Source organism: Mycobacterium paragordonae (genome assembly GCF_003614435.1).
Classification (GTDB): domain Bacteria; phylum Actinomycetota; class Actinomycetes; order Mycobacteriales; family Mycobacteriaceae; genus Mycobacterium; species Mycobacterium paragordonae.
This window is the reverse complement of record NZ_CP025546.1, coordinates 1,951,524-1,971,122: the sequence shown is the minus strand read 5'-3', so window position 1 is coordinate 1,971,122 and position 19,599 is coordinate 1,951,524. Positions and strand designations below refer to the sequence as shown.

Genomic DNA, 19,599 nt, shown 5'->3' with positions numbered 1-19,599 from the left:
GGCCGGTTAACCGCTTTCGTTGGCCACCCATACGGCGACGTAACCGATGGGGATGCCGGTCTTGCGTGCGATGCACTGCCGCGCCGCGAGTTCGACCGCCGACCGTCGACCGGCGCGGGCGATCCCGTCCACCTCGGGTATCCGGATCAACCATCCGTCGGCGTCACGGCTGATGTCGATGTCGAAGCACTGGCCAACCGTTACGCAGTTCAAACGCTGGGTACGACCCCTGCGCGCCGAATGCGGGCGCCGCAGAGTGGGCTGAAGAGGCATAGGTGTGTTCCTGAGTCGATGACGGACCGCGCGCAAGACTAATGCGACTGCGGAGTAAAACCTAATCGGAACTCGGAAAAGGAGGCAGCGTGTCGATTGTTCTGGTGCACGGCAATCCGGAGACGGACGCGATCTGGGGTCCGCTGGTCGACGCGCTGGGCCGCGACGACGCGGTGCGGCTGTCCCCGCCCGGGTTCGGCGCGCCCCTGCCGGAGGACTTCCCGGCGACCTACCTCGCCTACCGCGACTGGCTCGAAGGCGAGCTGGAGCGGATCGGCGGCGCGATCGACCTGGTCGGCCACGACTGGGGTGGTGGGCACGTGATGAATGTGGTGATGCACCGGCCCGAGCTGGTCCGAAGCTGGGCGAGCGACGCGGTCGGCCTGTTCGACCCCGACTACGTCTGGCATGACCTGGCCCAGGTCTGGCAGACGCCGGGCGAGGGCGAGCAACTCGTCGACACCATGCTGGGCGGCACCGTCGAGGACCGGGCGGCGCAGATGGGTGCGCTCGGCATACCGCCGGAAATCGCGACGTCGATTGCGCAGGAGCAGGGTCCGGCGATGGGCCGGGCGATCCTGGCGCTCTACCGGTCGGCGAGCCAACCGGCGATGGCCGAAGCCGGACGGTCGCTCGAGAACGCGGCGACCCGGCCCGGGTTGTCGTTGCTGGCGACCGACGACCCCTACATCGGCGGCGAGGAGACGAGGCGGCGCGCAGCCGACCGGGCCGGGGCCCGCACCGCAGTGCTTGATGGGCTCGGTCATTGGTGGATGGTGCAGGACCCGGCACGGGGTGCGGCGGCCCTGACCGAGTTCTGGAATTTGCTGGACTGAGCGACCCACGTCGCAAACAGGCCTTACGCTTCGTCTCGTGGGGAAATATCTCGTGCTGTATTCGCCGGCCCACCGCACCGGCCAGGAGCTTCGGTGGCGCCTCGCTGAAGACGCCGATGTCACGGACGTGCGCCGTCGCCTCGACAAGGCGCAACCGGGTGAATTCGTGACCGTTCCCGTGGTGCTCGAAGACGAACTGGACACGCTGTTGCTGCGCGTACAACCCCATCAGTTCGGTGCCTGGCTGGTTCTGGACCTGGCCGAGGTGCAGCGTTCGACGGCCCCCCTTCCTGCCGCGCGCGCCCGGGTGCCCGATTTCGGGCAGATCTTCCGCGACGCGGCCGAAGCGGTGCGGGAATCCACGCGCCAGCAGCACAAGTGACACAACCGGTTCGGCGATGAAGCGTCATTTCGCCGAATTCCTCGGCTTCCGCTACGTGCCGTCGGAGGGGCCGGACTCGATCGTCGAGGCCTTGCCGGCTGCGGAGCACTGCAACGAACGCGGAAGCGTCCACGGTGGGTTTCTCGCGGCCCTGCTGGACACCAGCACCGGCCTGGCGGTCCACTCCGCACTCGGTGACGGAGTGGCGGCACCGCACTTCGACTTGACGATCCAGTACCTGCGCCCGGCGGTTGCCGGGACGCTGCTCACCTGCACGGCGCGCACGACGAAGGCCGGTCGCCGCGTCGTCGCCTCAGAGGCGGAGGTGTTCCAGGACGGCAAGTTGGTTGCCCGGGCGATCGGCAGTCACGCGGTCGTTTGACCCGGACCGTCGTGCAGGCGGACCGAGACGGTGACCCGGCCCCTGCTGTCGCGGGTGGCCACCGCGCGCCCGGTGTGCTCGGTGCCGTCGAGTTGCAGCGCCATCGGGCCGCCGTCACCGAGGAAATTGCGCCACCACGTCTTCGTCTCGGGCAGGTTGGCGTTGATGGTGACCTCCTCGCCGGTGCGGCGGTAGGCCACCGGGATGCTGAACTCGCGTCCGGACTGTCGTCCGGTGTAGGTCAGCATGGTGATGTTGCGATTCACCAGCCCGCCGAAACGGCGCGATCTGGCCAGCGCGGCCACCGGCGCGTTGATCAGAGGCGCGGCGCGCATCACAAGTCGCCCAAGGGTTTTCGGTTTCGCAGTCATGTTCGGAGTAGTCCTTTCGGGTGTGAGTCAGGCGGCCAGAGTTAGGCACAGTGCAGTGAGGGCAAGACCCTGCAGGACGGCACGAGCGTTGATGATCCGATCCCAATCGGCCTGCAGGGCACGAACATTCGTCAATACCCGATTGTTTTCGGCGGCGGCGGTGAGCCTTCGGTTTATTGGCGCGCTCACCCGCAGGTAGAGCAGCAGCCAGATCACCAACAGGACAACGGCGACCCCGGCCGAGATCGCCTGGGCCCAGTGCCCGGCGAGGGCGGCAAACGCCGCACTGGCGGCGGCCGCGGCCACACCGACCACCCCTGGCACGGGCATCCGCCGGTCGCCGTAGCGGTGCACGAATCCGCTCACCGCGGCCAGAGCGCGGTCGTCCACGTGGGCCAGCGCGGGCCGCAACACGATCGCGCTGAACACGTCGGTGCCGTAGACCACCGCGTTACCGATGACGGCGATCAACGCGGCGAGTTGGGCGAGTTGTGTCAGGGACATCTCGGAGACTCCTCTTTGCCGATGCTAGATATGCTAGCAATGCTAGGACTCGTCGCCGATGGCGTCAATAGCATTGCTACTAGTTCTAGCGATGCTATTGTCGCGTATGCCCGTCGAAGACCGTCGCACGCGCGAGCGAGCTGCACGGCAGCGGTTGATCGTCACCACCGCGCGCCGGCTGGCCGAAACCGAAGGTTGGGACGCCGTCACCACCCGACGGCTGTCCGCCGAGATCGAGTACAGCCAGCCCGTGCTCTACTCCCACTTCACCAACATGGATCAACTCGCGCGGGCCGTCGCCCTCGAAGGCTTCGGCGAACTCACCGAAAAGCTAAGTGCCGCGCGTGCCGGCGCCGAGACCACGACCGACGCGCTGAGCCGGTTGGCGCACGCCTATGTCGACTTCGCCCGGGAAAATCCGGCGCTCTACGACGCGATGTTCACCCGAGCGACCACCCTGCACTTCGCCGCGGCAGACACCCCGCCCGAACTGGAAGCGGCCTTCGCCGAGTTGCGCGACGCGGTTACACCACTCGCGCAGCACCGGGACGCGGACACCCTCGCCGAGGTGCTCTGGGCAGCCCTGCACGGGTTGGTCAGCCTCGGGCGCACCGGCCGGCTGCGCCCAGACTTCGAGGCCGACCGCCTCCAGCTTCTGATCGCTCAGCTTTCCGAATAATCTGCCGACTCGGCCCTTTTCGGCCCCTTTTCCAGGCGTAGAAATTCGAGGCGTAGAAAACCCGACACCGGGTAAACACACGTGTAATAGTTGCCGTGCAGAACCGGAGGGCTGCGCCGTGAGGTGGTTACTGGGTGTGATGGGCACCGCGGCCGTGCTCGGATCGCTGTTCGGGCTGACCCTGCCGTTGTCCCTGCACGTGGTCGATCGCAGTGGTTCACCGATCGCCTGCGGCACCGCGTTTCACCCCGACCAACGCCGCGCGGCCCGCGAAGACACCGTTAATCAAGAGCTGCACAACAGTTTTGGCGCACCGTACGAATCCAGCGACTATGGGGCTCAGTGCGATGCGCTCATCTCCGCGCGACGCGGCGTCTCGGCCCATGTGATGGCCTTTGGGGCGGCGTTGCTGGGGATCACTTGCCTGTTGGGCTTCGGCGTGAGGAGTGCCGCGGTCTTCTCCCCACGGAGCGGTGGCCTGCCTACGCCACTGCGCGACCCTAAACCCGCGCCGGCGACCGTCGCGTCCTGCGACGATCTACACAAAGCACTGAGCACCATCGGCATCCGCGTCCAGCATTGAGCCGTCCAGCACTGAGTCACGTTTCGGAGCGGCGCTGAGTTCCAGGCGCCACGGTCGGCGCCGGAAGTTGCGACGGTTCGCATCCGGAGGGCGGCAAATTCACGGACATCGTCGACCGGTGATGACACGATATCGACGTGGACCCCAGCGCGGACGACGGTCCCGGTGCACGGACAGCCACCGGGCCGTCCTGCGGGTCGTGTGGCACGCAACTCCTGGCGAGTTTCAAATTCTGTAGCGAGTGCGGCGCGCAGGTCACACGCGTCAGCCCATCGGCTCAGTACAAGCAAGTCACGGTGCTCTTCGCCGACGTGGTGCGGTCGATGGACATAGCCGCCGCCTTGGACATGGAGCGGTTACGCGAGGTGATGACCGAGTTGCTGGTGCGTTCGGCGGCGGTGGCACGCCGCTATGGCGGCGGCACCGTGGAGTACACGGGTGACGGTTTGATGGTCATCTTCGGTGCGCCAGTTGCGTTGGAAGATCACGCTTTTCGAGGGTGCCTTGCTGCACTGGCGATTCAGAAGGAGGTCGACCGACTGGCGGCGGGGGTGGCACAGCGCGACGGCGTGGCCCTGCGGCTGCGGGTGGGAATGAATTCGGGCCGGGTTATCGCCGGTGAAATCAGCCGCGGTTCAACGCTATACGCGGCTACGGGTGAGACCGTCGGCTTTGCACATCGGATGCAGTCGGTGGCACCCCCGGGCGGAGTCATGCTGTCGGACGCGACCGCGCGATTGGTCGAGCACGCCGTGACGTTGGCGGTACCCGAATGGTTGCGCATCAAAGGCGTCGAAGACCCGGTTCGCGGCCGGCGACTTCTCGCGATCGACCCACACGATGGTTTGGTAGGCCGCGTCGAGACCAGCCTTGTCGGGCGGCGCTGGGAGGTGGCGGCTCTCGACGCGATGCTCGAGCGCACGATCGGCCGGCGCGGTGGTGTGGTCAATGTGGTGGGGCCACCCGGCATCGGAAAGAGCCGACTGGCTCGGGAGGCGGCGGCCCTGGCCGCCGGTCGTGGCGTCGAGGTGTTCTGGGGATACTGCGAATCGCATGCTCGGGATGTTCCGTTCCACGCGGTGACTCGCCTACTGCGCGCACGAACCGGAGTGGTCGCCTTGGATGACGACGCCGCCCGTGCGCTCCTACGCCGGCAGCTGCCAGACGCGAACTCGCAGGATTTGCTGCTGCTCGACGACCTGCTCGGTATCGCCGACCCCGATATGCCCTTGCCCCAGATGGACCCGGACGCGCGGCGGCGGCGGTTGACCGCGCTGATCGACGCCTACGCGCTGGCGCAGACGCAACCGGCGCTGCTGATCGTCGAGGACGCGCACTGGATTGACGCGGTCAGCGAGTCGTTGCTGGCCGACGTGCTGGCGGTGCTTCCCAGCACCGCGTCCATGGTGCTGATCACTTCCCGCCCCGAGTATGAGGGTGCGCTACTGGAAGTGCCGGGAGCCCAGACCATACCCGTTGCGCGACTGAGTGATTCACAGATCAGCGGGCTGCTGCAAGAGCTGCTGGGATCGGACCCCTCGGTCGGACAACTCAAAGGGGTGATCGCCGAACGGGCGGCCGGGAATCCGTTCTTTGTCGAGGAGATGGTGCGCGAGTTGGTTCAGCGCCGGGTGCTGACCGGTGACGGCGGCGACTACATCTGTGCCGCCGACGTCGCCGAGGTGAGTGTGCCGGCCACGGTAGCGGCGACAATCGGGGCGCGCATCGACAGGTTGAGTCCGCCGGCCAGGCGAACGCTGCACGCGGCGTCGGTGATCGGAGCCCGCTTTGACGCGGGGCTGCTGCGCACCTTGGGCGTCGATGCGGTGTATGACGAGTTGCTACGCGCGGAATTGATCGATCAGATGCGATTCGGCGAAAGCCCTGAATACGCCTTCCGCCACCCGTTGATCAGGTCGGTGGCCTACGAATCGCAGCTGAAATCCGATCGAGCCGAGTGGCACCGGCGTCTTGCGGCCGCGATCGAGGAGCGTGCGGCGGTGTCGGCGGAAGACGACGCGGCGCTGATCGCCGAACATCTGCAGGCAGCGGGTGAGTTATCCGGCGCTTATGCCTGGCATATGCGTGCCGCCGCGTGGTCGACCAACCGCGATCTCGTTGCGGCCCGGCTGAGTTGGGAACGGGCCGGCCGGATCGCCGACGGGTTACCGGCCGACGACCGCGACCGGCTGGCCATGCAGATCGCCCCGCGCGCCATGCTGTGTGCCACTGACTGGCAGGCCCGGGAGGCTCAGGAGAGCCAGGAACGTTTCGCGGCGCTGTGCGAGTTGTGTGAGGCGGCCGGGGACAAAGTGTCACTGGCCATCGGGATGACCGGCCCGGCGACCGAACACTGTTACGCCGGACGTGCGGATGCGGCGGCGGCCGTTTCATCCCAGCAGATGGAGCTGCTCGAGGTGACCGGTGACCTCACCCCGACCATGGGACTGGTTCCCATCGCGTTCGTCAACTGGATCGGGGTAGGTGCATTCGACAAAATCATGCGGTGGTCGCAGACCGTCATAGACCTGGCTGATGGGGATCCCGGCAAAGGCGCCGGTTTCGGTGTGGCTTCACCGCTGGCGATCGCGTCGGCATGGCGGGGCACTGCTCGATGGTGGTTGGGCCGCGCCGGATGGCGCCAGGACCTCGACGACGCTATGTCGCTGGCTCAACGCAGCAATGCTGAGACCTTCTCGGGCGCCTCGGCGTGGACCTACGGTTTCGCACTGCAGTACGGGGTTCTCCGGGCCGAAGACTCGGTGGTGCGGGTGAGCGAGGACGCGCTACGGACCGCCCAAGCAGCCAGCAGCGATCGCGCGATGGGTCTGGCCGCCTACACCTTGGCCGTCGGGCTTCTCAATCGGGATGCCGCCGCAGACCGGCACCGCGGACTGGAGCTGATGATGCAAACCCGCGACATCTGGCTGCGCAAGCGAGCCCTTTTCCTGATCCCGGTCACCGACATGTGGGCCGCTTGGGAAACGTCAAGGCGCGGCGACCGCGAGGCCGCGATTCCGCTGATGCGCCAGGCGGCGCGTGAGTTACGTCAGGCGGGACACCTCTTCTACGGGGTTTGGGCCACCGGCGTGCTGGTCCAGACGCTACTGGAGCGCGGCAAGGATGATGATCTGGTCGAAGCGCACGAGGCGATCGACTGGTTGACAAAGCTTGCGGCCGAACACGAGTCGGTGATGCTCGAGATCATGCTGCTGCGGCTGCGTGCGCTGCTTTGCCGGGTTGCGGACAACCAGGGCGCCTACCGCGACTTGGCGGATCTCTACCGTGCGATGGCCTCAGAGCTCGGCTTCGAGGGCCATCTGGCCTGGGCGAACGCGATGCTGTGAGCCGGTCCTGTTGGCGGCCGCGCGAGTCGTGCGGAGGAACGCGCGGCGCAGTGAATATTCTCAGCGCATGGTCGACACCGCCAGGGACATCGTCGTCATTCACACCGACGGCGGGTGCCGACCCAATCCCGGGCCCGGCGGGTGGGGTGCCGTGCTGCGGCAACGGCAGCACGTCCGTGAGATGTACGGCGGTGAGTCCACTCCAACCAGCAACAACCGGATGGAACTGACGGCGCCGATCATGGCGCTGGAGGCACTGACCCGCGCGGTGCACGTCCACCTCCACACCGACAGCACCTATGTCCGGAACGGCATCACCAAGTGGGTGCTCGGCTGGGAGCGCAACGGCTGGATGACTGCCGCGAAGCAGCCGGTGAAGAACGTCGACCTGTGGCAGAGGCTGCAGGCCGCCTGCGCGCGACACCGGGTCGAGTGGTTCTGGGTGAAGGGGCACGCGGGTGTCGCTGACAACGAACTCGCCGACCAACTGGCGACCAGAGGTCTACAGGAAGCGATCGGCTGGCAGCGATCGCCATAGCGGCGAAATCTCAGTCAGGGTGGCGCGGTAGCGGTGCCGCCGTCGCGCGGCGGACGTCGACGAGTTCTGCGACGACAGCGGCTGCGGCGGGCATTCCCAGGTAGAAGCCCTGGCCCAGATCGCAACCGTGGTCACGCAGCCAGGTCACCGTCTCGCCATCCTCCACTCCTTCGGCAACCACCGTGATGCCCAATTCGTGGCTGAGATCGATGACGGCGCGAACCACTGCCGCGGCCCGTTGATGACCCGTCACTGACGCAATGAAATGGCGGTCGAGCTTCACCTCGTCGATTTGCAGGTCACGCAGGTAACTCAGCGCCGAATACCCGCTGCCGAAATCGTCGATCGCCACCCGGATGCCGCGTTCACGTAGCCCCCGCAACACCGCCGTCACCTGACTCAAGTCGTTGAGAACAACATCTTCGGTGATCTCGACGGTCAACCTGTCCGCGGGCAGGCCGCGGTCTTCGAGCGCACGGCACAGCCTGACGGGCAGTTGCCTGTCGCGCAGCAGCGCCGCGAACAGGTTGACCGCCACCGGCACCCCTTTTCCCACTGCCATCCACTGCGCAGCATCTTCGAGTGCCTTCTCGAACACCAGATCGGTTACCGGCCGCATCAAACCCTGCCGACGTACGAGCGGTATGAATGTGTCCGGTCGCAACACACCCAACTGCGGGTGCGGCCAACGCAGCAGCGCCTCCACCCCCACGACGTGGCCGGTGCTCAACTGCACTTTCGGCTGGTACACGACATCGAGTTCGCCGCGGTCGATGGCATGACGCAACTCCCCCAGCAAGCGGACCTGTGCAGCTCCATCACTCCCGCGCTGGTCAGCCTCTCTGTCCGACAAGTCCACCGCTTCGGGATCGATCAGCATCATGTCCGGACTGAACGTGGACACCAACGAACTGCGTGAGCGTTTCGCGGCGTACATCGCCAGGTCCGCTCGCGTCATCAACCCTTCCGGCGCCAGATTCGGCTCTGCGACGAGGCAACCGCCATCCCGACACTGGGACGCAGCAGCATCTCCTGGCCGTCGATCACAAACGGCTCATCGAAGGCCTCGACGACGTCCTGTGCGATTGCCTGGGAACGATCGACCCGGCCCTCGAGCAGCAGCGCGAACTCGTCGCCGCCCAGCCGCGCGACCGTGTCCCCCGGCCGCGCGCAACGAGCGAGCCGCTCGGCGACCCCGACCAACACGCTGTCGGCGGCCGGATGACCCAGGCTGTCGTTGACCAGTTTGAAGTCATCGAGGTCCAGCGACACCACTGCCACCCCACGATCATCGCGCTGACGCAACGCCATCGCGTGAGCCAACCGATCGTGAAACAGGACCCGGTTCGCCAGCCCGGTCAAAGGATCGCGCAGTGCCTGATCGGCTACCGCGGAGAGCAGTCGCCTGTTCTCCCAGGCGGCGTATGACTGCCGCATGAAGACGAGCGCCATCAGCACCGGAACCCCCACTCGCAGTGGGCCGGTCATCGCCATGGCCGGCCCGACGGTGCCGGCCAGCAGCAAGGGCAGATAGGGCAGCCACAGCGTCGCCCACGTGGGCACCAGATCCGTCGATCGTGCCGCTGCTCGCGCTCCCCTGGCCACCAGAGCTGCGGCTCCCAGGATGATCAGCGACACCGCCCACCCGACGTCGACTGCAAACCAAGCGTCGAAGCGGCCGGTCGCGATCTGATAACTGAGCGCGATATCGGACAGCTCTCGTAGCAGGAAGGCGGCGGCAACCAACCACAGCGGGCCCCGCTGTCCGGCGCCTGCGTGCGCGAGAGCCAGCACGGCAACCATCGCAATGAAGAGATCGAGGGCTGGATAGACGTGCGCAGGAGCCGATCCCACTGCACCTTCCCGAATCGTCTGCTGGTACAGAGATTCCTCGCCGGTAGCCAACAACAGCACGACCAGAGCCACGGCGACGACCAGGCAGTCCAGTAATAGACGCGTCCGCGAACGTGCGGTCATCCTGGCCGGCAACTGAAGAATCGCGGCGACGGCCAGCACGGAAAACGCCCAGTACATCGCGTCCACCGGTGAAGGCGAGGAAACCTGGTGCAAGACGAGCGAGTAGAACGCCCCGGTAAGTCCGGCCACTGCCAACGCCGCCAACGCGACCGACATCGTGGTCCAGGCGGCACGGCTGCGGCCATGGGCTGACCGCGCGGCCAGCGCCGAGCACACGGTTGCGTAGATCGAGAACACGACCGGACCGACAGAGTCGACGACGATCACGACACCGTCACCACCCCACCCGAAGGCGAGCCAGAGAGCCATACCCAGACACACGAGCACCGAGAACGCGACCGCTGAAGCGGATCGCGGATCTCGGCGAGCGTTCACAATTTCATCTTCGCGGTCATCTTTACGGTCATCTTTGCGTCGTCACCTTCGGAACAGATCGAATTCCCCTCGTTTGGATACGTAGCAAAGCTCAACGATTTCGGCGCTGTGCCCGCATTCTGCGATCTTGAGCCGAACTGGCCCACTTTACAATCACCGCGCGGCGCAGGGGACTTACGCGCCACCCGCAGGAATTGCCTCTTCGACCCCGCTTGGGGCTCGGGCGGGTGAACCGCACGGACCGATTTGGTATCAGCTGCAAAACGCCACTTCTGTTCCCAACAGTCACATACTTAACATCACGCGATGCAGGACTGCTCGATCAATTTTTGTTTACGCCAGGCGCGCCCTGTTGCTCGTCGAGACCTATTGCGCTATGCCATCGCCCTGTCTGCCCTGCCGGGCTTGCACGCGGTGTCGGCAACCGCACCTGCGGGGGCTGCCGCCGCACCCAAGTTGATCGACTTCGCTATGCACCAGATTCCAGCCGAACACATCAAAGCCGCCGGCTACTCCGGGGTCATCAACTACGTGTCGCTGTCGCGTCCCGGCTCGTCCTTCGGCGCGAAGCCGATCACCCGGCCCTACGCCGAACAGCTGACCGCCGCCGGGCTGATGATCGTCAGCAACTACCAATACGGCAAGCCGGGCGGGACAGCACAGTCGGACTTCAAGCGAGGGTTCGCCGGCGGCGTCGAGGATGCCCGCACCGCCTGGAAGCTCCACACCGCCGCGGGCGGCGGTCAGAGTGCCCCGATCTTCTTCACCATTGACGAGGACATCAACCGTGACACCTGGAACAACGTGGCGCTGAAGTGGTTTCGCGGAATCAATTCGGTGCTGGGCGTGCAACGCACCGGTGTCTACGGCGGCATCGACGTGTGCCAATGGGCGGCCGCCGACGGGGTCATCGGAAGTTCACGCACCCCCGGCCACCGGTGGGCCTGGCAGACCAAGGCCTGGTCCGGCAGCAAGATCGACCCCGCCGCGGTGCTCTACCAACGCGTGGTGAGCACCGCGTCAAACCCAGGCCCCAAGGTCGGGGGGCAGGAAGTGGATGTCAACGACGTGCTCGCCGCGGATTGCGGCCAGTGGAATCTACACCCCTGAGCCCGGCTAACCTTCAACGTCGTGGAATCGCCGACCCGGGCAAAGCTGGCCGATGGCCGTGACTTGCTGTTCTTCTCGTTGCCCGGGCACCGTCCAGCGCCGGTTCCGGATCGCCGGCCTCTGCCCGCGCAAAACCCCGACCAGTCGGAGTTGCGCTTCGACCGGTCAACCGGACAGTGGGTGATCATCGCCGCGCTACGCCAGGACCGCACCTACAAGCCGCCCGCCGACCAGTGCCCGCTGTGTCCGGGTCCGACCGGACTAATTAGCGAGGTGCCCGCCCCTGACTATGACGTGGTCGTTTTCGAGAACCGGTTCCCGAGCCTCTCCGGCGACGCACGGTCGACTCCGGCGTCAAATGCCGCATCAATCCTGGCGCCTGCGGATGGCGGCTTTGTGTCGGCGCCGGGACACGGTCGATGCGAGGTGATCTGCTTTTCCAGCGAACACTCCGGGTCGTTCGCGGATTTGGAGCCGGCCCATGCCCGGTTGGTCGTCGATGCGTGGCGGCACCGCACCGCTGCCTTGATGGCCGAACCGGGCATCGAGCAGGTGTTCTGTTTCGAAAACCGCGGCGAGGAAATCGGGGTGACGCTGACCCATCCGCATGGTCAGATCTACGGCTATCCCTTTCTGACGCCGCGGATCACCGCGATGCTGGGGCAGGCACGTGAACATCGGATGCGCTACGGCGGCAACCTCTTTGCCGACCTGTTAGCGCGCGAGGTCGCCGATGGCAGTCGCGTGGTGGCGCGCACCGAGCACTTCACCGCCTTTGTGCCGTTCGCGGCGCGCTGGCCGGTCGAGGTGCACCTCTACCCGAACAGGTTGGTGCGCAGTCTGGTTGATCTTGAGGAGGTCGAACTGGACGGGTTCGCACAGCTGTACCTCGACGTGCTGGGGCGATTCGACCGCATGTACGCCCCCACTCCGCTGCCCTACATTTCCGCCCTACACCAGTTTGCCGCGACCGAAGCCCAAGCCGACGGCTACTTCCACGTCGAGTTGATGTCAGTCCGGCGCAGCGCCACCCAGCTCAAATACCTGGCGGGCTCCGAGTCTGCGATGGGGGCGTTCATCAGCGACGTCATGCCCGAAAGCGTGGCCCAGCGACTGCGGGAACTCGGATGACGGTCCGCTTCGCCGCACCCGGGCGGATCAACCTGATCGGGGAACACACCGATTACAACCTCGGCTTTGCACTGCCGATCGCGCTACCGGAGCGCACCACCGTCTCGTTCACCCCCGACCACAGCGATGCGATCGTGGTCAGCAGCGATCGCGCGGCCGGATCCGTGCGCATTCCACTGGGCACCGCACCCGCTGACCCCGACAGCTACATCGAGGGCTGGGCCGGCTACGTCGCCGGCGTGATGTGGGCGCTGCGTGAAGCCGGCCACCCGGTGCCCGGGGGCGCGATGTCGATCACCAGCGAAGTGCCGATCGGATCGGGCCTGTCTTCCTCGGCTGCGTTGGAGTGTGCGGCGCTGGGCGCGATCGCGTTGGCCGCCGATACACACATCGACCGAATGGAACAGGCACAGCTTGCGCAGCGCGCTGAGAACTACTATGTAGGCGCGCCAACGGGTTTGCTTGACCAGCTGGCATCGCTGTTCGGTGCACCGGCCACCGCTTTGCTGATCGATTTTCGCCGCCTCACCGTCACGCCGGTCGCATTCGACCCGGACGCGGCCGGCGTCGCGCTGATGCTGATCGACTCCCGAACACGCCACACTCATGCCGGCGGAGAGTATGCCGCTCGACGCGCATCGTGCGAGAGAGCGGCCGAAGATCTCGAGGCGTCATCACTGCGTGAGGTTCAAGACCGCAGCCTGTCGGTACTGGCCGCGGTGACCGACCCTGTCGCTGCCCGTCGTGCTCGTCATGTGTTGACCGAGAACCGCCGGGTGCTTGACTTTGTTGCCGCGCTGGGTGATTCGGATTTCGCCCAAGCCGGCCGGATCATGAGCGCCTCGCACGCGTCGATGCGCGACGATTTCGAAATCACCACCGGGCACATCGACCTGATCGTCGATGCCGCCATCGATGCCGGAGCTCTGGGTGCCAGGATGACCGGCGGCGGATTTGGGGGCTGTGTGATCGCCTTGGTGCCGACCGACCGGGCGGATATGGTCGGCGAGGCGGTGCGCCGGGCGACGTGTGACGCCGGGTTCGTGCGGCCGACGATCACCCGAACCCGGGCCGCGGGGGGCGCCGGGGCGGTCCGGTAAGAGGTCCGGAAGCCCTGGCGCCCTAGCGCCCTCGCTGCCGCCGCACCTCAAACGGTCCAAATCGTTCAAACCTGCGCAATCACCTCACCCGGGGAACTATCGTCGTTTCGTGAGGCGTCGAACGGTGCTGAAGCTACCGGCGCTGCTGGCGGCAGGGCCTACCCTGACGCGCGCGCCCCGCGCCGCCGCGCAGCAGAGCCGGTGGTCGCCCGAGCGAGCCAACGGCTGGTATCAAGGGCAAGCCTGGCCCGTCGGTGCCAACTACATCACCTCGAACGCCATCAACCAGCTCGAGATGTTTCAGGCCGACACCTTCGACCCACAACGCATCGATGTCGAACTCGGCTGGGCGCAGCAGCACAAGCTGAACACGGTGCGGGTATTCCTGCACGATCAACTCTGGGCCCAGAATCCCTGGGGCTTCCGAATGCGTCTGGCCGAGTTTGTCACCATCGCGGCGAAACATCGCATCAAGCCGATCTTCGTTTTCTTCGACTCGTGTTGGGATCCGTTCCCACAGCCGGGTCCTCAGCGTGCGCCGACGCCCGGCGTGCACAATTCCGGCTGGGTGCAAAGTCCGGGGGCTCAACACCTCGACGACCTGGACTACCGCCGCACGCTGCACGACTACGTAACGGGAGTGTTGAACCAATTCCGCTCCGACGATCGCATTTTGGCTTGGGATCTGTGGAACGAACCCGACAATCCATCGCGTGCGTACCGCAAGGTCGAGCGGAAGGACAAGCTGGAGCGGGTCGCCGACCTGCTCTCATTGGTATTCGATTGGGCACGTTCGGTGGATCCGAGTCAGCCACTGACGAGTGCCGTGTGGCAAGGTGAGTGGGGAAACCCCAACCGCCGCAGCGTAATTGCCAACATACAGCTGGACAATTCCGATGTGATCACATTTCACAGCTATGACCGACCAGCGGGTTTCGAGGCTCGGATCGCCGAACTCACTCCGCTGGGGCGGCCAATCATCTGCACCGAGTACCTGGCCCGGACGCTCGGCAACACCGTCGAAGCAATATTGCCAATTGCGAAGCGCTACAACGTAGGTGCGATCAACTGGGGTTTCGTCGCCGGGAAGACCCAGACCTATCTGCCCTGGGACTCATGGGATCATCCGTATACGACGACTCCGGAGACCTGGTTTCAAGACCTGATCCAGCCGGATGGAAAGCCGTACCGCGACAGCGAGATTCAAACCATCGGCAAACTGAGCAGCCCCGAAGACGCCGGCAGCCGCGGCCCAGGGTGACTGTTCATTGTGTTGCCCTCCGCCGCGCCCCTTCCTTCTTGACGTAGTTGATGGCGAGCACCAAGCCCAGCACCAGCAGCTCGTCGCGCGGATCCAGCACCTCAATCCGGTACCTGTCGCGGACAGACCATTGCTTGTCGATTCGCCCGATGACAGCGCCGCCACGCTGGATTTCAAAATTCATGTCCCAGATATTGCCCACCACCTCGACGCCGTACGCATCGATGCTGTACTTGGGCTGGAAAAAGCTGGGCTTCTTCTGGATCACCGCTACCTGCTGGCCGCCGATTTCGAGCGTAAAGCGCGGCAGCAGCGAGACAATCGTGTGCGTTACGCCAGCCAGGTCCCGACCCTGCACGTCGTAAATACGAAATTCTTTCGGGATCTTTAAAAAGCTACCGATGACCTGATAGCGAGGATTTCCCGCGTCGTCCGTCACCCAAAACTCGCCACCCAGCGAGAACATTTTTGCGTTGATGATCAGATTGCTCAAAGCAGTCTCCGAAGCCCTATGAGGAAAATCCTCGACCATCCATCCACAGCGGTGGCTCCTGGTCGTTGTACATGCTTGTGGGCCGCCATCGCTGTCGGTGCAACAGCCGGCCGGCGTGGTGCTCGGCTACGTCCTTCAGATACTCGACGTCATCGCTGGTCCACGGGTGCTGGCCCGTCCCGTCCAACGACCACCTCGGTTGGCCGTCCTGCTCGAAGCGGGTTATGCGGTAACGCCAGGCGACGTGCGCACCCTTGGCGTCAACCTGCCAGTCCAGCAGCCGCGGACGGATGACGTCGGGCACTCGCTGGTCAAATTCCCAGGGCTCGGTTATGCGGATCTCGATGAACTCGCCGCCCACGAGTCAACCCTACCAAGGAGCCGGACCGACGATCATTGGTTCTAGCTGCGAAAATAATGGCCTTCTAGGCTCCCGATCCTGTTTCGAGGGCCGTCACGGCGCGCCCACGACGAAACGCACTCCGCCTATCTCGGCGACCGGCCCCGCGCCGCGGGGCAGGCCCTCGAGGCCCGGTGTCAACCAGATCTCGGAGATGCCTTCGGCGCGGCCGTCGACCGCCGGTACGAACCGCACGGCTTGGCCGGCCGCATGCAGCCGGACCACGGCCAGCCGGCCATCTTCCTCCGCGTCGAGCCCGAGAACCTGGGCCCACCGGTGAGCGGCCGTGGGCGGTTCTTCCACGCTGACCGTGATGCCGGCGATTCCGCCGGCCGAGTGATCGGGCGCGGTGCCCGTCCATGCCGGTCCCGCCCAGCGCCACGAGCGGGTGGGCGACGCCCAGTCGAGGGACACGATCGCCCCGGGGATGTCCTTGGGGTGCAAGTGGGTACCGGCGATGTCCTCGAGGTCAACCTTCCACACGACTCGAACTCCCAGCTCGGCCACCCGGCGGCGGGCCCCCTCGAGCGAGGGCACATGGAAAATGGCCATGTAGCCGCTGTCTGATCCGCGGCGGACCAGGTAGCGCCCGGCGGTGGTGTCGGGCCGCACGGGAGAGACGACTTCCACGAAGGTATCGCCGACCGGGAACACCGCGTTGATCAGCCCGAACTCGCCAACCCCCGGGTCATGGAACGGCCCCGGCCAGCCGAACGTCTCCTGCAGAGCAGTGGCGGTGTTCTCGCAGTCGTGCACAACCAGCGCCACCTGGCGCAGACGAGGACCGGGCAGCGAGTCGGGCATACACACCCTCCCATGGCAGTGGCGTAGGACCACCGTACCTGGGCCTCCCCCGCGCCGCGCGCCACCCTTGCCTTTGCGCGCGACCGGGACGGTCCAGCGTCGAAGCGTGATATTGCGTTGCGGCACAGAGAAATTCGGCTGTGCATTCTCTTACTTCGTCGGCGGCGGCATCGGTGCATACTTCGACGCCTCGACGATCTTGAAGGTCGCCTTCTTCATCGCGTCGTACCGGTCCCTTGCGACGGAAACGAACATGTCCCTCTGAGTGACTTCGCCCGGCGCCAGCACGTCGACGAAAGCGGTGTCATCTGCGATGCGATGTCCGGCGGCGTCCAAAGCTTCGACCTCGACGCTGAAGGATTGGCTTTTGTTGCTCATATTGCGCAGAGTCACAACCATTTTGCCGGGCTTGCCCGGATCGCTGTCAAAGACGAATTGTCCGAGCTGGACGTCGAGATCGTCGCGCAGAATCTCTTCGGTGTCCTGCCCGGTGATGGACTTTCTCGAGTCGCCGCGGTCCTGGAAGGAGCTGAGGATCACGACAATCCAGAAGCTCCCCAGGATCAGTGCCAGCACGCAGAGCAAGGTGCCGGCAATGGCCCCGGCTCTGCCCTCGCGCACTCCTCTGATCGCCCCCACCACGGCGACGACGCCGAACCCGAGGCCCACGACGGCGATCGGCGCGGCCAACATCCCGACCACGGGCAACAGCCCCAGACATGTGCCGAAGATGCCGACCAAAAGGGCCGTCAGCGCAAGGCCCTTGCCCTTCTTTGCGTTAGGTGGCGCGGCTGGTCCTCTAACCATTTGCCACTGGTAATCCCGGGCAGCCTGCGATGTAGCCGATATCGGGCGATACCCATTCCCGCCACTCCCGGCGGCTCATATTGGCAGAAAGCTTGGCGCACAACCCGACCACTGCATCGTGATAGTTGAGCCACAACCGGACGCTGTGGTCGACACTGCCGGACACCAGATAATTTCCATCGGGGCTGAACGCCACGCTCGTCACCGGCTGCGTGTGGCCCCTGAGCGGAGCGCCGACGGGTTGCCCGGTGTCGGCATCCCATAGCCGCACGGTGAAATCGTTACCGGCGGAGGCGATCCGCTTGCCGTCGGGGCTGAAAGCGACGCTCCTTACGCCCCCCTCATGGCCGTTCATCGGCTGGCCGACGGGTCTGTCGGTCGCCGCGTCCCACACGCGCACCTCATCGTTCAAACCGCCGGCGGCAACGCGCTTGCCGTCGGGGCTGACCGCGACGCTGTCCACCGAGCCCGGGCCGGCCATCGGCTCGCCAATTCGCTTGTGGGTGGCGACGTCCCACTGGCGCACCATGCCGTCGTCACCGCCCGAAACGATCCGCGTGCCGTCCGGGCTGAATGCGACGCTTAGTAGCAAGCCCGTGCCGGTTATGGGATCACCGACCTGTCGACCGGTCGCTAAGTCCCACAGTCGCAACGAGTCATCGCCGCCGGACACGATCCGCGTGCCGTCCGGGCTGAAGCCGACGATATCTACTTTGTCTCCGATCGGGGCGCCGACGGGTTCGCCGCTGGCCACGTCCCACACCCGTACGGCGGAGTTCTCGGCACTCCTCGCCGCGATCCGTGCACCGTCTGGGCTCCACGCAATGTCTCCCCCGCCGTAGCCCGTGATCGAGGGGCCGACGGGTTGGCCGGTCGCGGCATCCCACACCACGATGCGGTCGCGACTGCCCGAGGCGATCCGCTTGCCGTCGGGACTGAACACAGCGCTGTTTACCGCTCCCGGCGAGCCGGTCAACGGCTGGCCGACCAGTGGGCTCGGTTGCGCACTCCATACCCGGACCGTGTGATCCTCACCGCCGGAGACGATCCGGTTGCCGTCAGGGCTGAACGCCACGCTGTGAACCAGGCGCAGGTTGCCCACCAGGGGCGGGCCCACAGCCTGACCGGTGGCAGCGTCCCACAACCGCACGGTCGTGTCGCCACCACCCGAGGCGATCCGCTTGCCGTCCGGGCTGAATGCCACGCTGCCCACCGGCCCGGTGTGGCCGGTCATCGGCGCTCCGAGAGCCCGGATTGCCTCGGAGTCCCACACCTGTATGGTGCCGTCCCCGCTACCGGAGGCGATCCGAGCGCCATCGGGACTGAACGCGACGCTGACCACCCTGCTGCCAATCAGTTGCTGACCGACGGGTTGACCGGTGTCCGTATCCCATACCCGCATTGTCTTATCTGCGCTACCGGAGACGATTCGCCGACCGTCGGGGCTGAAGGCCACGGCATCCACCGAGTCCTGGTGCCCCGCAAAGTAGCGCCCGACCGTTCGGCCGGTATTGAGGTCCCACACCTGCACGGTGCCGTCGCGCCTGCCGCAGGCGATCCGGGTACCGTCCGGGCTGAAAGCCACGGCGTCGGTAATGCCGACAAGACTGAGCTGGTTACCGATCGGATGACCGGTCTGGGCGTCCCATACCCGCGCGACATTCGCACTGACCGCAACGACCCGGGCGCCGTCCGGACTGAACTGCACCGCACGGATCGAGAAGAGGCTCATGCGCTCGCCGGTCGGCTGGCCCGTGTCGGCATTCCACAGCAGCACTCCGTTGGCGCCGCCTGAGGCGACCCGCCGCCCGTCGCGACTGAACGCCACGCTGTCCACCGACTCAGGTGTCTCGATGATCTTCAAGAGCCGCGAATTGTTTTCCAGTGCGCTGCGCAACGGACCGTCGTCGGGCGTTTGCGCGAGTTGCGCGGCGGTAACCAGTCTTTGGAAGGCCGTCACGTCCGACCCGGGTCGGGTGCGGGCCAGAATCGACTGGGCCTCGGCGACCAGACGAAGGCTGGTCGCCTGGCGAAGATCCCGCTCCGCGGAATGCTTGGCCCGGAATGCCATCACGAAGCCGACCGTGGCGGCGACCAGAGCCGCAACGGCAGTCACCACCAGCACCGCTATCAGAACCCGCGGGCGCTCTGTGGCCGCGGGAGAGTGCCTTTGGGCAGCATCCGGTGCAACGGCAACCTGGGGACCGGCCTTCTCTCCCACGGAAGATCTCCTTCACAGCAATGCG

Annotated in this window: 21 protein-coding genes; 11 read left to right on the top strand and 10 right to left on the bottom strand. The window is 65.8% G+C overall.

Annotated features, from left to right (window positions below; genetic code table 11):
* Positions 1-6: 6 nt before the first annotated feature.
* On the bottom strand, positions 7-213 hold the full coding sequence (locus C0J29_RS09260; protein WP_065162315.1) for a long chain fatty acid-CoA synthetase Faa4p: 207 nt from the start codon (positions 211-213) through the stop codon (positions 7-9).
* 149 nt (positions 214-362) lie between these two features.
* On the opposite strand from C0J29_RS09260, the gene C0J29_RS09255 reads away from it, so the two are divergent.
* From C0J29_RS09255 to C0J29_RS09245, 3 genes are read left to right on the top strand one after another with little or no spacing between them, the layout of a single operon-like run.
* On the top strand, positions 363-1,109 hold the full coding sequence (locus tag C0J29_RS09255; protein ID WP_120792135.1) for an alpha/beta fold hydrolase: 747 nt from the start codon (positions 363-365) through the stop codon (positions 1,107-1,109).
* A gap of 37 nt (positions 1,110-1,146) precedes the next feature.
* A complete protein-coding gene (locus tag C0J29_RS09250) occupies positions 1,147-1,491 on the top strand; it encodes a hypothetical protein (RefSeq protein ID WP_065043029.1) in 345 nt (114 codons plus the stop codon).
* Between the two features lie 16 nt (positions 1,492-1,507).
* The gene (locus C0J29_RS09245; protein WP_120792134.1) at positions 1,508-1,873 is read left to right on the top strand and encodes a PaaI family thioesterase; all 366 of its coding nucleotides are present in this window, start codon (positions 1,508-1,510) and stop codon (positions 1,871-1,873) included.
* Here the strand turns inward: C0J29_RS09245 and C0J29_RS09240 are convergent.
* Positions 1,858-2,244 carry a nitroreductase/quinone reductase family protein gene (locus C0J29_RS09240; RefSeq protein WP_242460398.1) on the bottom strand — a complete coding sequence of 129 codons (387 nt, stop codon included), beginning with the start codon at positions 2,242-2,244 and terminating at the stop codon, positions 1,858-1,860. The two genes, C0J29_RS09245 and C0J29_RS09240, sit on opposite strands and share 16 nt — an antisense overlap.
* A gap of 27 nt (positions 2,245-2,271) precedes the next feature.
* Positions 2,272-2,748: a DUF1772 domain-containing protein gene (locus C0J29_RS09235; RefSeq protein ID WP_120792132.1), complete on the bottom strand. Its 477-nt coding sequence runs from the start codon at positions 2,746-2,748 to the stop codon at positions 2,272-2,274.
* Positions 2,749-2,854: 106 nt separating this feature from the next.
* On the opposite strand from C0J29_RS09235, the gene C0J29_RS09230 reads away from it, so the two are divergent.
* From C0J29_RS09230 to rnhA, 4 genes are all read left to right on the top strand, one after another.
* The gene (locus C0J29_RS09230; RefSeq protein WP_120792131.1) at positions 2,855-3,427 is read left to right on the top strand and encodes a TetR/AcrR family transcriptional regulator; all 573 of its coding nucleotides are present in this window, start codon (positions 2,855-2,857) and stop codon (positions 3,425-3,427) included.
* Between the two features lie 139 nt (positions 3,428-3,566).
* Entirely contained in the window at positions 3,567-4,010 is a 444-nt protein-coding gene (locus tag C0J29_RS09225; protein WP_120792130.1) for a hypothetical protein, read from the top strand.
* 137 nt (positions 4,011-4,147) lie between these two features.
* A complete protein-coding gene (locus C0J29_RS09220) occupies positions 4,148-7,357 on the top strand; it encodes an AAA family ATPase (protein WP_120792129.1) in 3,210 nt (1,069 codons plus the stop codon).
* A 67-nt stretch (positions 7,358-7,424) separates the two neighbouring features.
* Complete coding sequence (gene rnhA / locus C0J29_RS09215) at positions 7,425-7,895, top strand: ribonuclease HI (RefSeq protein ID WP_120792128.1); 471 nt, start codon at positions 7,425-7,427, stop codon at positions 7,893-7,895.
* Positions 7,896-7,905: 10 nt separating this feature from the next.
* Here rnhA and C0J29_RS33650 read toward each other — a convergent pair whose 3' ends face one another.
* On the bottom strand, positions 7,906-8,853 hold the full coding sequence (locus C0J29_RS33650) for a putative bifunctional diguanylate cyclase/phosphodiesterase (protein ID WP_242460396.1): 948 nt from the start codon (positions 8,851-8,853) through the stop codon (positions 7,906-7,908).
* Positions 8,853-10,247, bottom strand: coding sequence for a GGDEF domain-containing protein (locus C0J29_RS33645; protein ID WP_242460395.1), 1,395 nt, complete (start codon positions 10,245-10,247; stop codon positions 8,853-8,855). Before C0J29_RS33645 ends, C0J29_RS33650 begins: the two co-directional genes overlap by 1 nt.
* 306 nt (positions 10,248-10,553) lie before the next feature.
* Here C0J29_RS33645 and C0J29_RS09205 point away from each other — a divergent pair, with 306 nt between their 5' ends.
* The 4 genes from C0J29_RS09205 (at position 10,554) to C0J29_RS09190 (ending at position 14,849) form a co-directional block, all read left to right on the top strand.
* Positions 10,554-11,357, top strand: a complete 804-nt coding sequence (locus C0J29_RS09205; protein WP_120792127.1) for a DUF1906 domain-containing protein — start codon at positions 10,554-10,556, stop codon at positions 11,355-11,357.
* A gap of 21 nt (positions 11,358-11,378) precedes the next feature.
* Positions 11,379-12,488: a galactose-1-phosphate uridylyltransferase gene (galT, locus tag C0J29_RS09200; protein ID WP_120792126.1), complete on the top strand. Its 1,110-nt coding sequence runs from the start codon at positions 11,379-11,381 to the stop codon at positions 12,486-12,488.
* Entirely contained in the window at positions 12,485-13,588 is a 1,104-nt protein-coding gene (locus C0J29_RS09195) for a galactokinase (protein ID WP_120792125.1), read from the top strand. Before galT ends, C0J29_RS09195 begins: the two co-directional genes overlap by 4 nt.
* Positions 13,589-13,697: 109 nt before the next feature.
* Positions 13,698-14,849: a glycoside hydrolase 5 family protein gene (locus C0J29_RS09190; protein ID WP_120792124.1), complete on the top strand. Its 1,152-nt coding sequence runs from the start codon at positions 13,698-13,700 to the stop codon at positions 14,847-14,849.
* Between the two features lie 4 nt (positions 14,850-14,853).
* On the opposite strand, the gene C0J29_RS09185 is transcribed toward C0J29_RS09190, so the two are convergent.
* The 5 genes from C0J29_RS09185 to C0J29_RS09165 all read right to left on the bottom strand — a co-directional run bounded on the left by C0J29_RS09185 (position 14,854) and on the right by C0J29_RS09165 (position 19,469).
* Complete coding sequence (locus C0J29_RS09185) at positions 14,854-15,342, bottom strand: LURP-one-related/scramblase family protein (RefSeq protein WP_162951428.1); 489 nt, start codon at positions 15,340-15,342, stop codon at positions 14,854-14,856.
* A gap of 16 nt (positions 15,343-15,358) precedes the next feature.
* Positions 15,359-15,703: a hypothetical protein gene (locus C0J29_RS09180; RefSeq protein WP_120792122.1), complete on the bottom strand. Its 345-nt coding sequence runs from the start codon at positions 15,701-15,703 to the stop codon at positions 15,359-15,361.
* 93 nt (positions 15,704-15,796) lie between these two features.
* Positions 15,797-16,546: a VOC family protein gene (locus C0J29_RS09175; protein ID WP_120792121.1), complete on the bottom strand. Its 750-nt coding sequence runs from the start codon at positions 16,544-16,546 to the stop codon at positions 15,797-15,799.
* A 150-nt stretch (positions 16,547-16,696) separates the two neighbouring features.
* Complete coding sequence (locus tag C0J29_RS09170) at positions 16,697-17,287, bottom strand: hypothetical protein (protein ID WP_120792120.1); 591 nt, start codon at positions 17,285-17,287, stop codon at positions 16,697-16,699.
* A gap of 58 nt (positions 17,288-17,345) precedes the next feature.
* A complete protein-coding gene (locus C0J29_RS09165) occupies positions 17,346-19,469 on the bottom strand; it encodes a WD40 repeat domain-containing protein (protein WP_162951427.1) in 2,124 nt (707 codons plus the stop codon).
* Positions 19,470-19,599: the final 130 nt, after the last annotated feature.

Coding starts and splice junctions, on each gene's coding strand:
- C0J29_RS09245 (WP_120792134.1), top strand. CDS start 1,508: ATGAAGCGTCATTTCGCCGAATTCCTCGGCTTCCGCTACGTGCCGTCG.
- C0J29_RS09240 (WP_242460398.1), bottom strand. CDS start 2,244: ATGACTGCGAAACCGAAAACCCTTGGGCGACTTGTGATGCGCGCCGCG.
- C0J29_RS09235 (WP_120792132.1), bottom strand. CDS start 2,748: ATGTCCCTGACACAACTCGCCCAACTCGCCGCGTTGATCGCCGTCATC.
- C0J29_RS09230 (WP_120792131.1), top strand. CDS start 2,855: ATGCCCGTCGAAGACCGTCGCACGCGCGAGCGAGCTGCACGGCAGCGG.
- C0J29_RS09225 (WP_120792130.1), top strand. CDS start 3,567: ATGGGCACCGCGGCCGTGCTCGGATCGCTGTTCGGGCTGACCCTGCCG.
- rnhA (WP_120792128.1), top strand. CDS start 7,425: ATGGTCGACACCGCCAGGGACATCGTCGTCATTCACACCGACGGCGGG.
- C0J29_RS33650 (WP_242460396.1), bottom strand. CDS start 8,853: ATGACGCGAGCGGACCTGGCGATGTACGCCGCGAAACGCTCACGCAGT.
- C0J29_RS09205 (WP_120792127.1), top strand. CDS start 10,554: ATGCAGGACTGCTCGATCAATTTTTGTTTACGCCAGGCGCGCCCTGTT.
- C0J29_RS09195 (WP_120792125.1), top strand. CDS start 12,485: ATGACGGTCCGCTTCGCCGCACCCGGGCGGATCAACCTGATCGGGGAA.
- C0J29_RS09175 (WP_120792121.1), bottom strand. CDS start 16,546: ATGCCCGACTCGCTGCCCGGTCCTCGTCTGCGCCAGGTGGCGCTGGTT.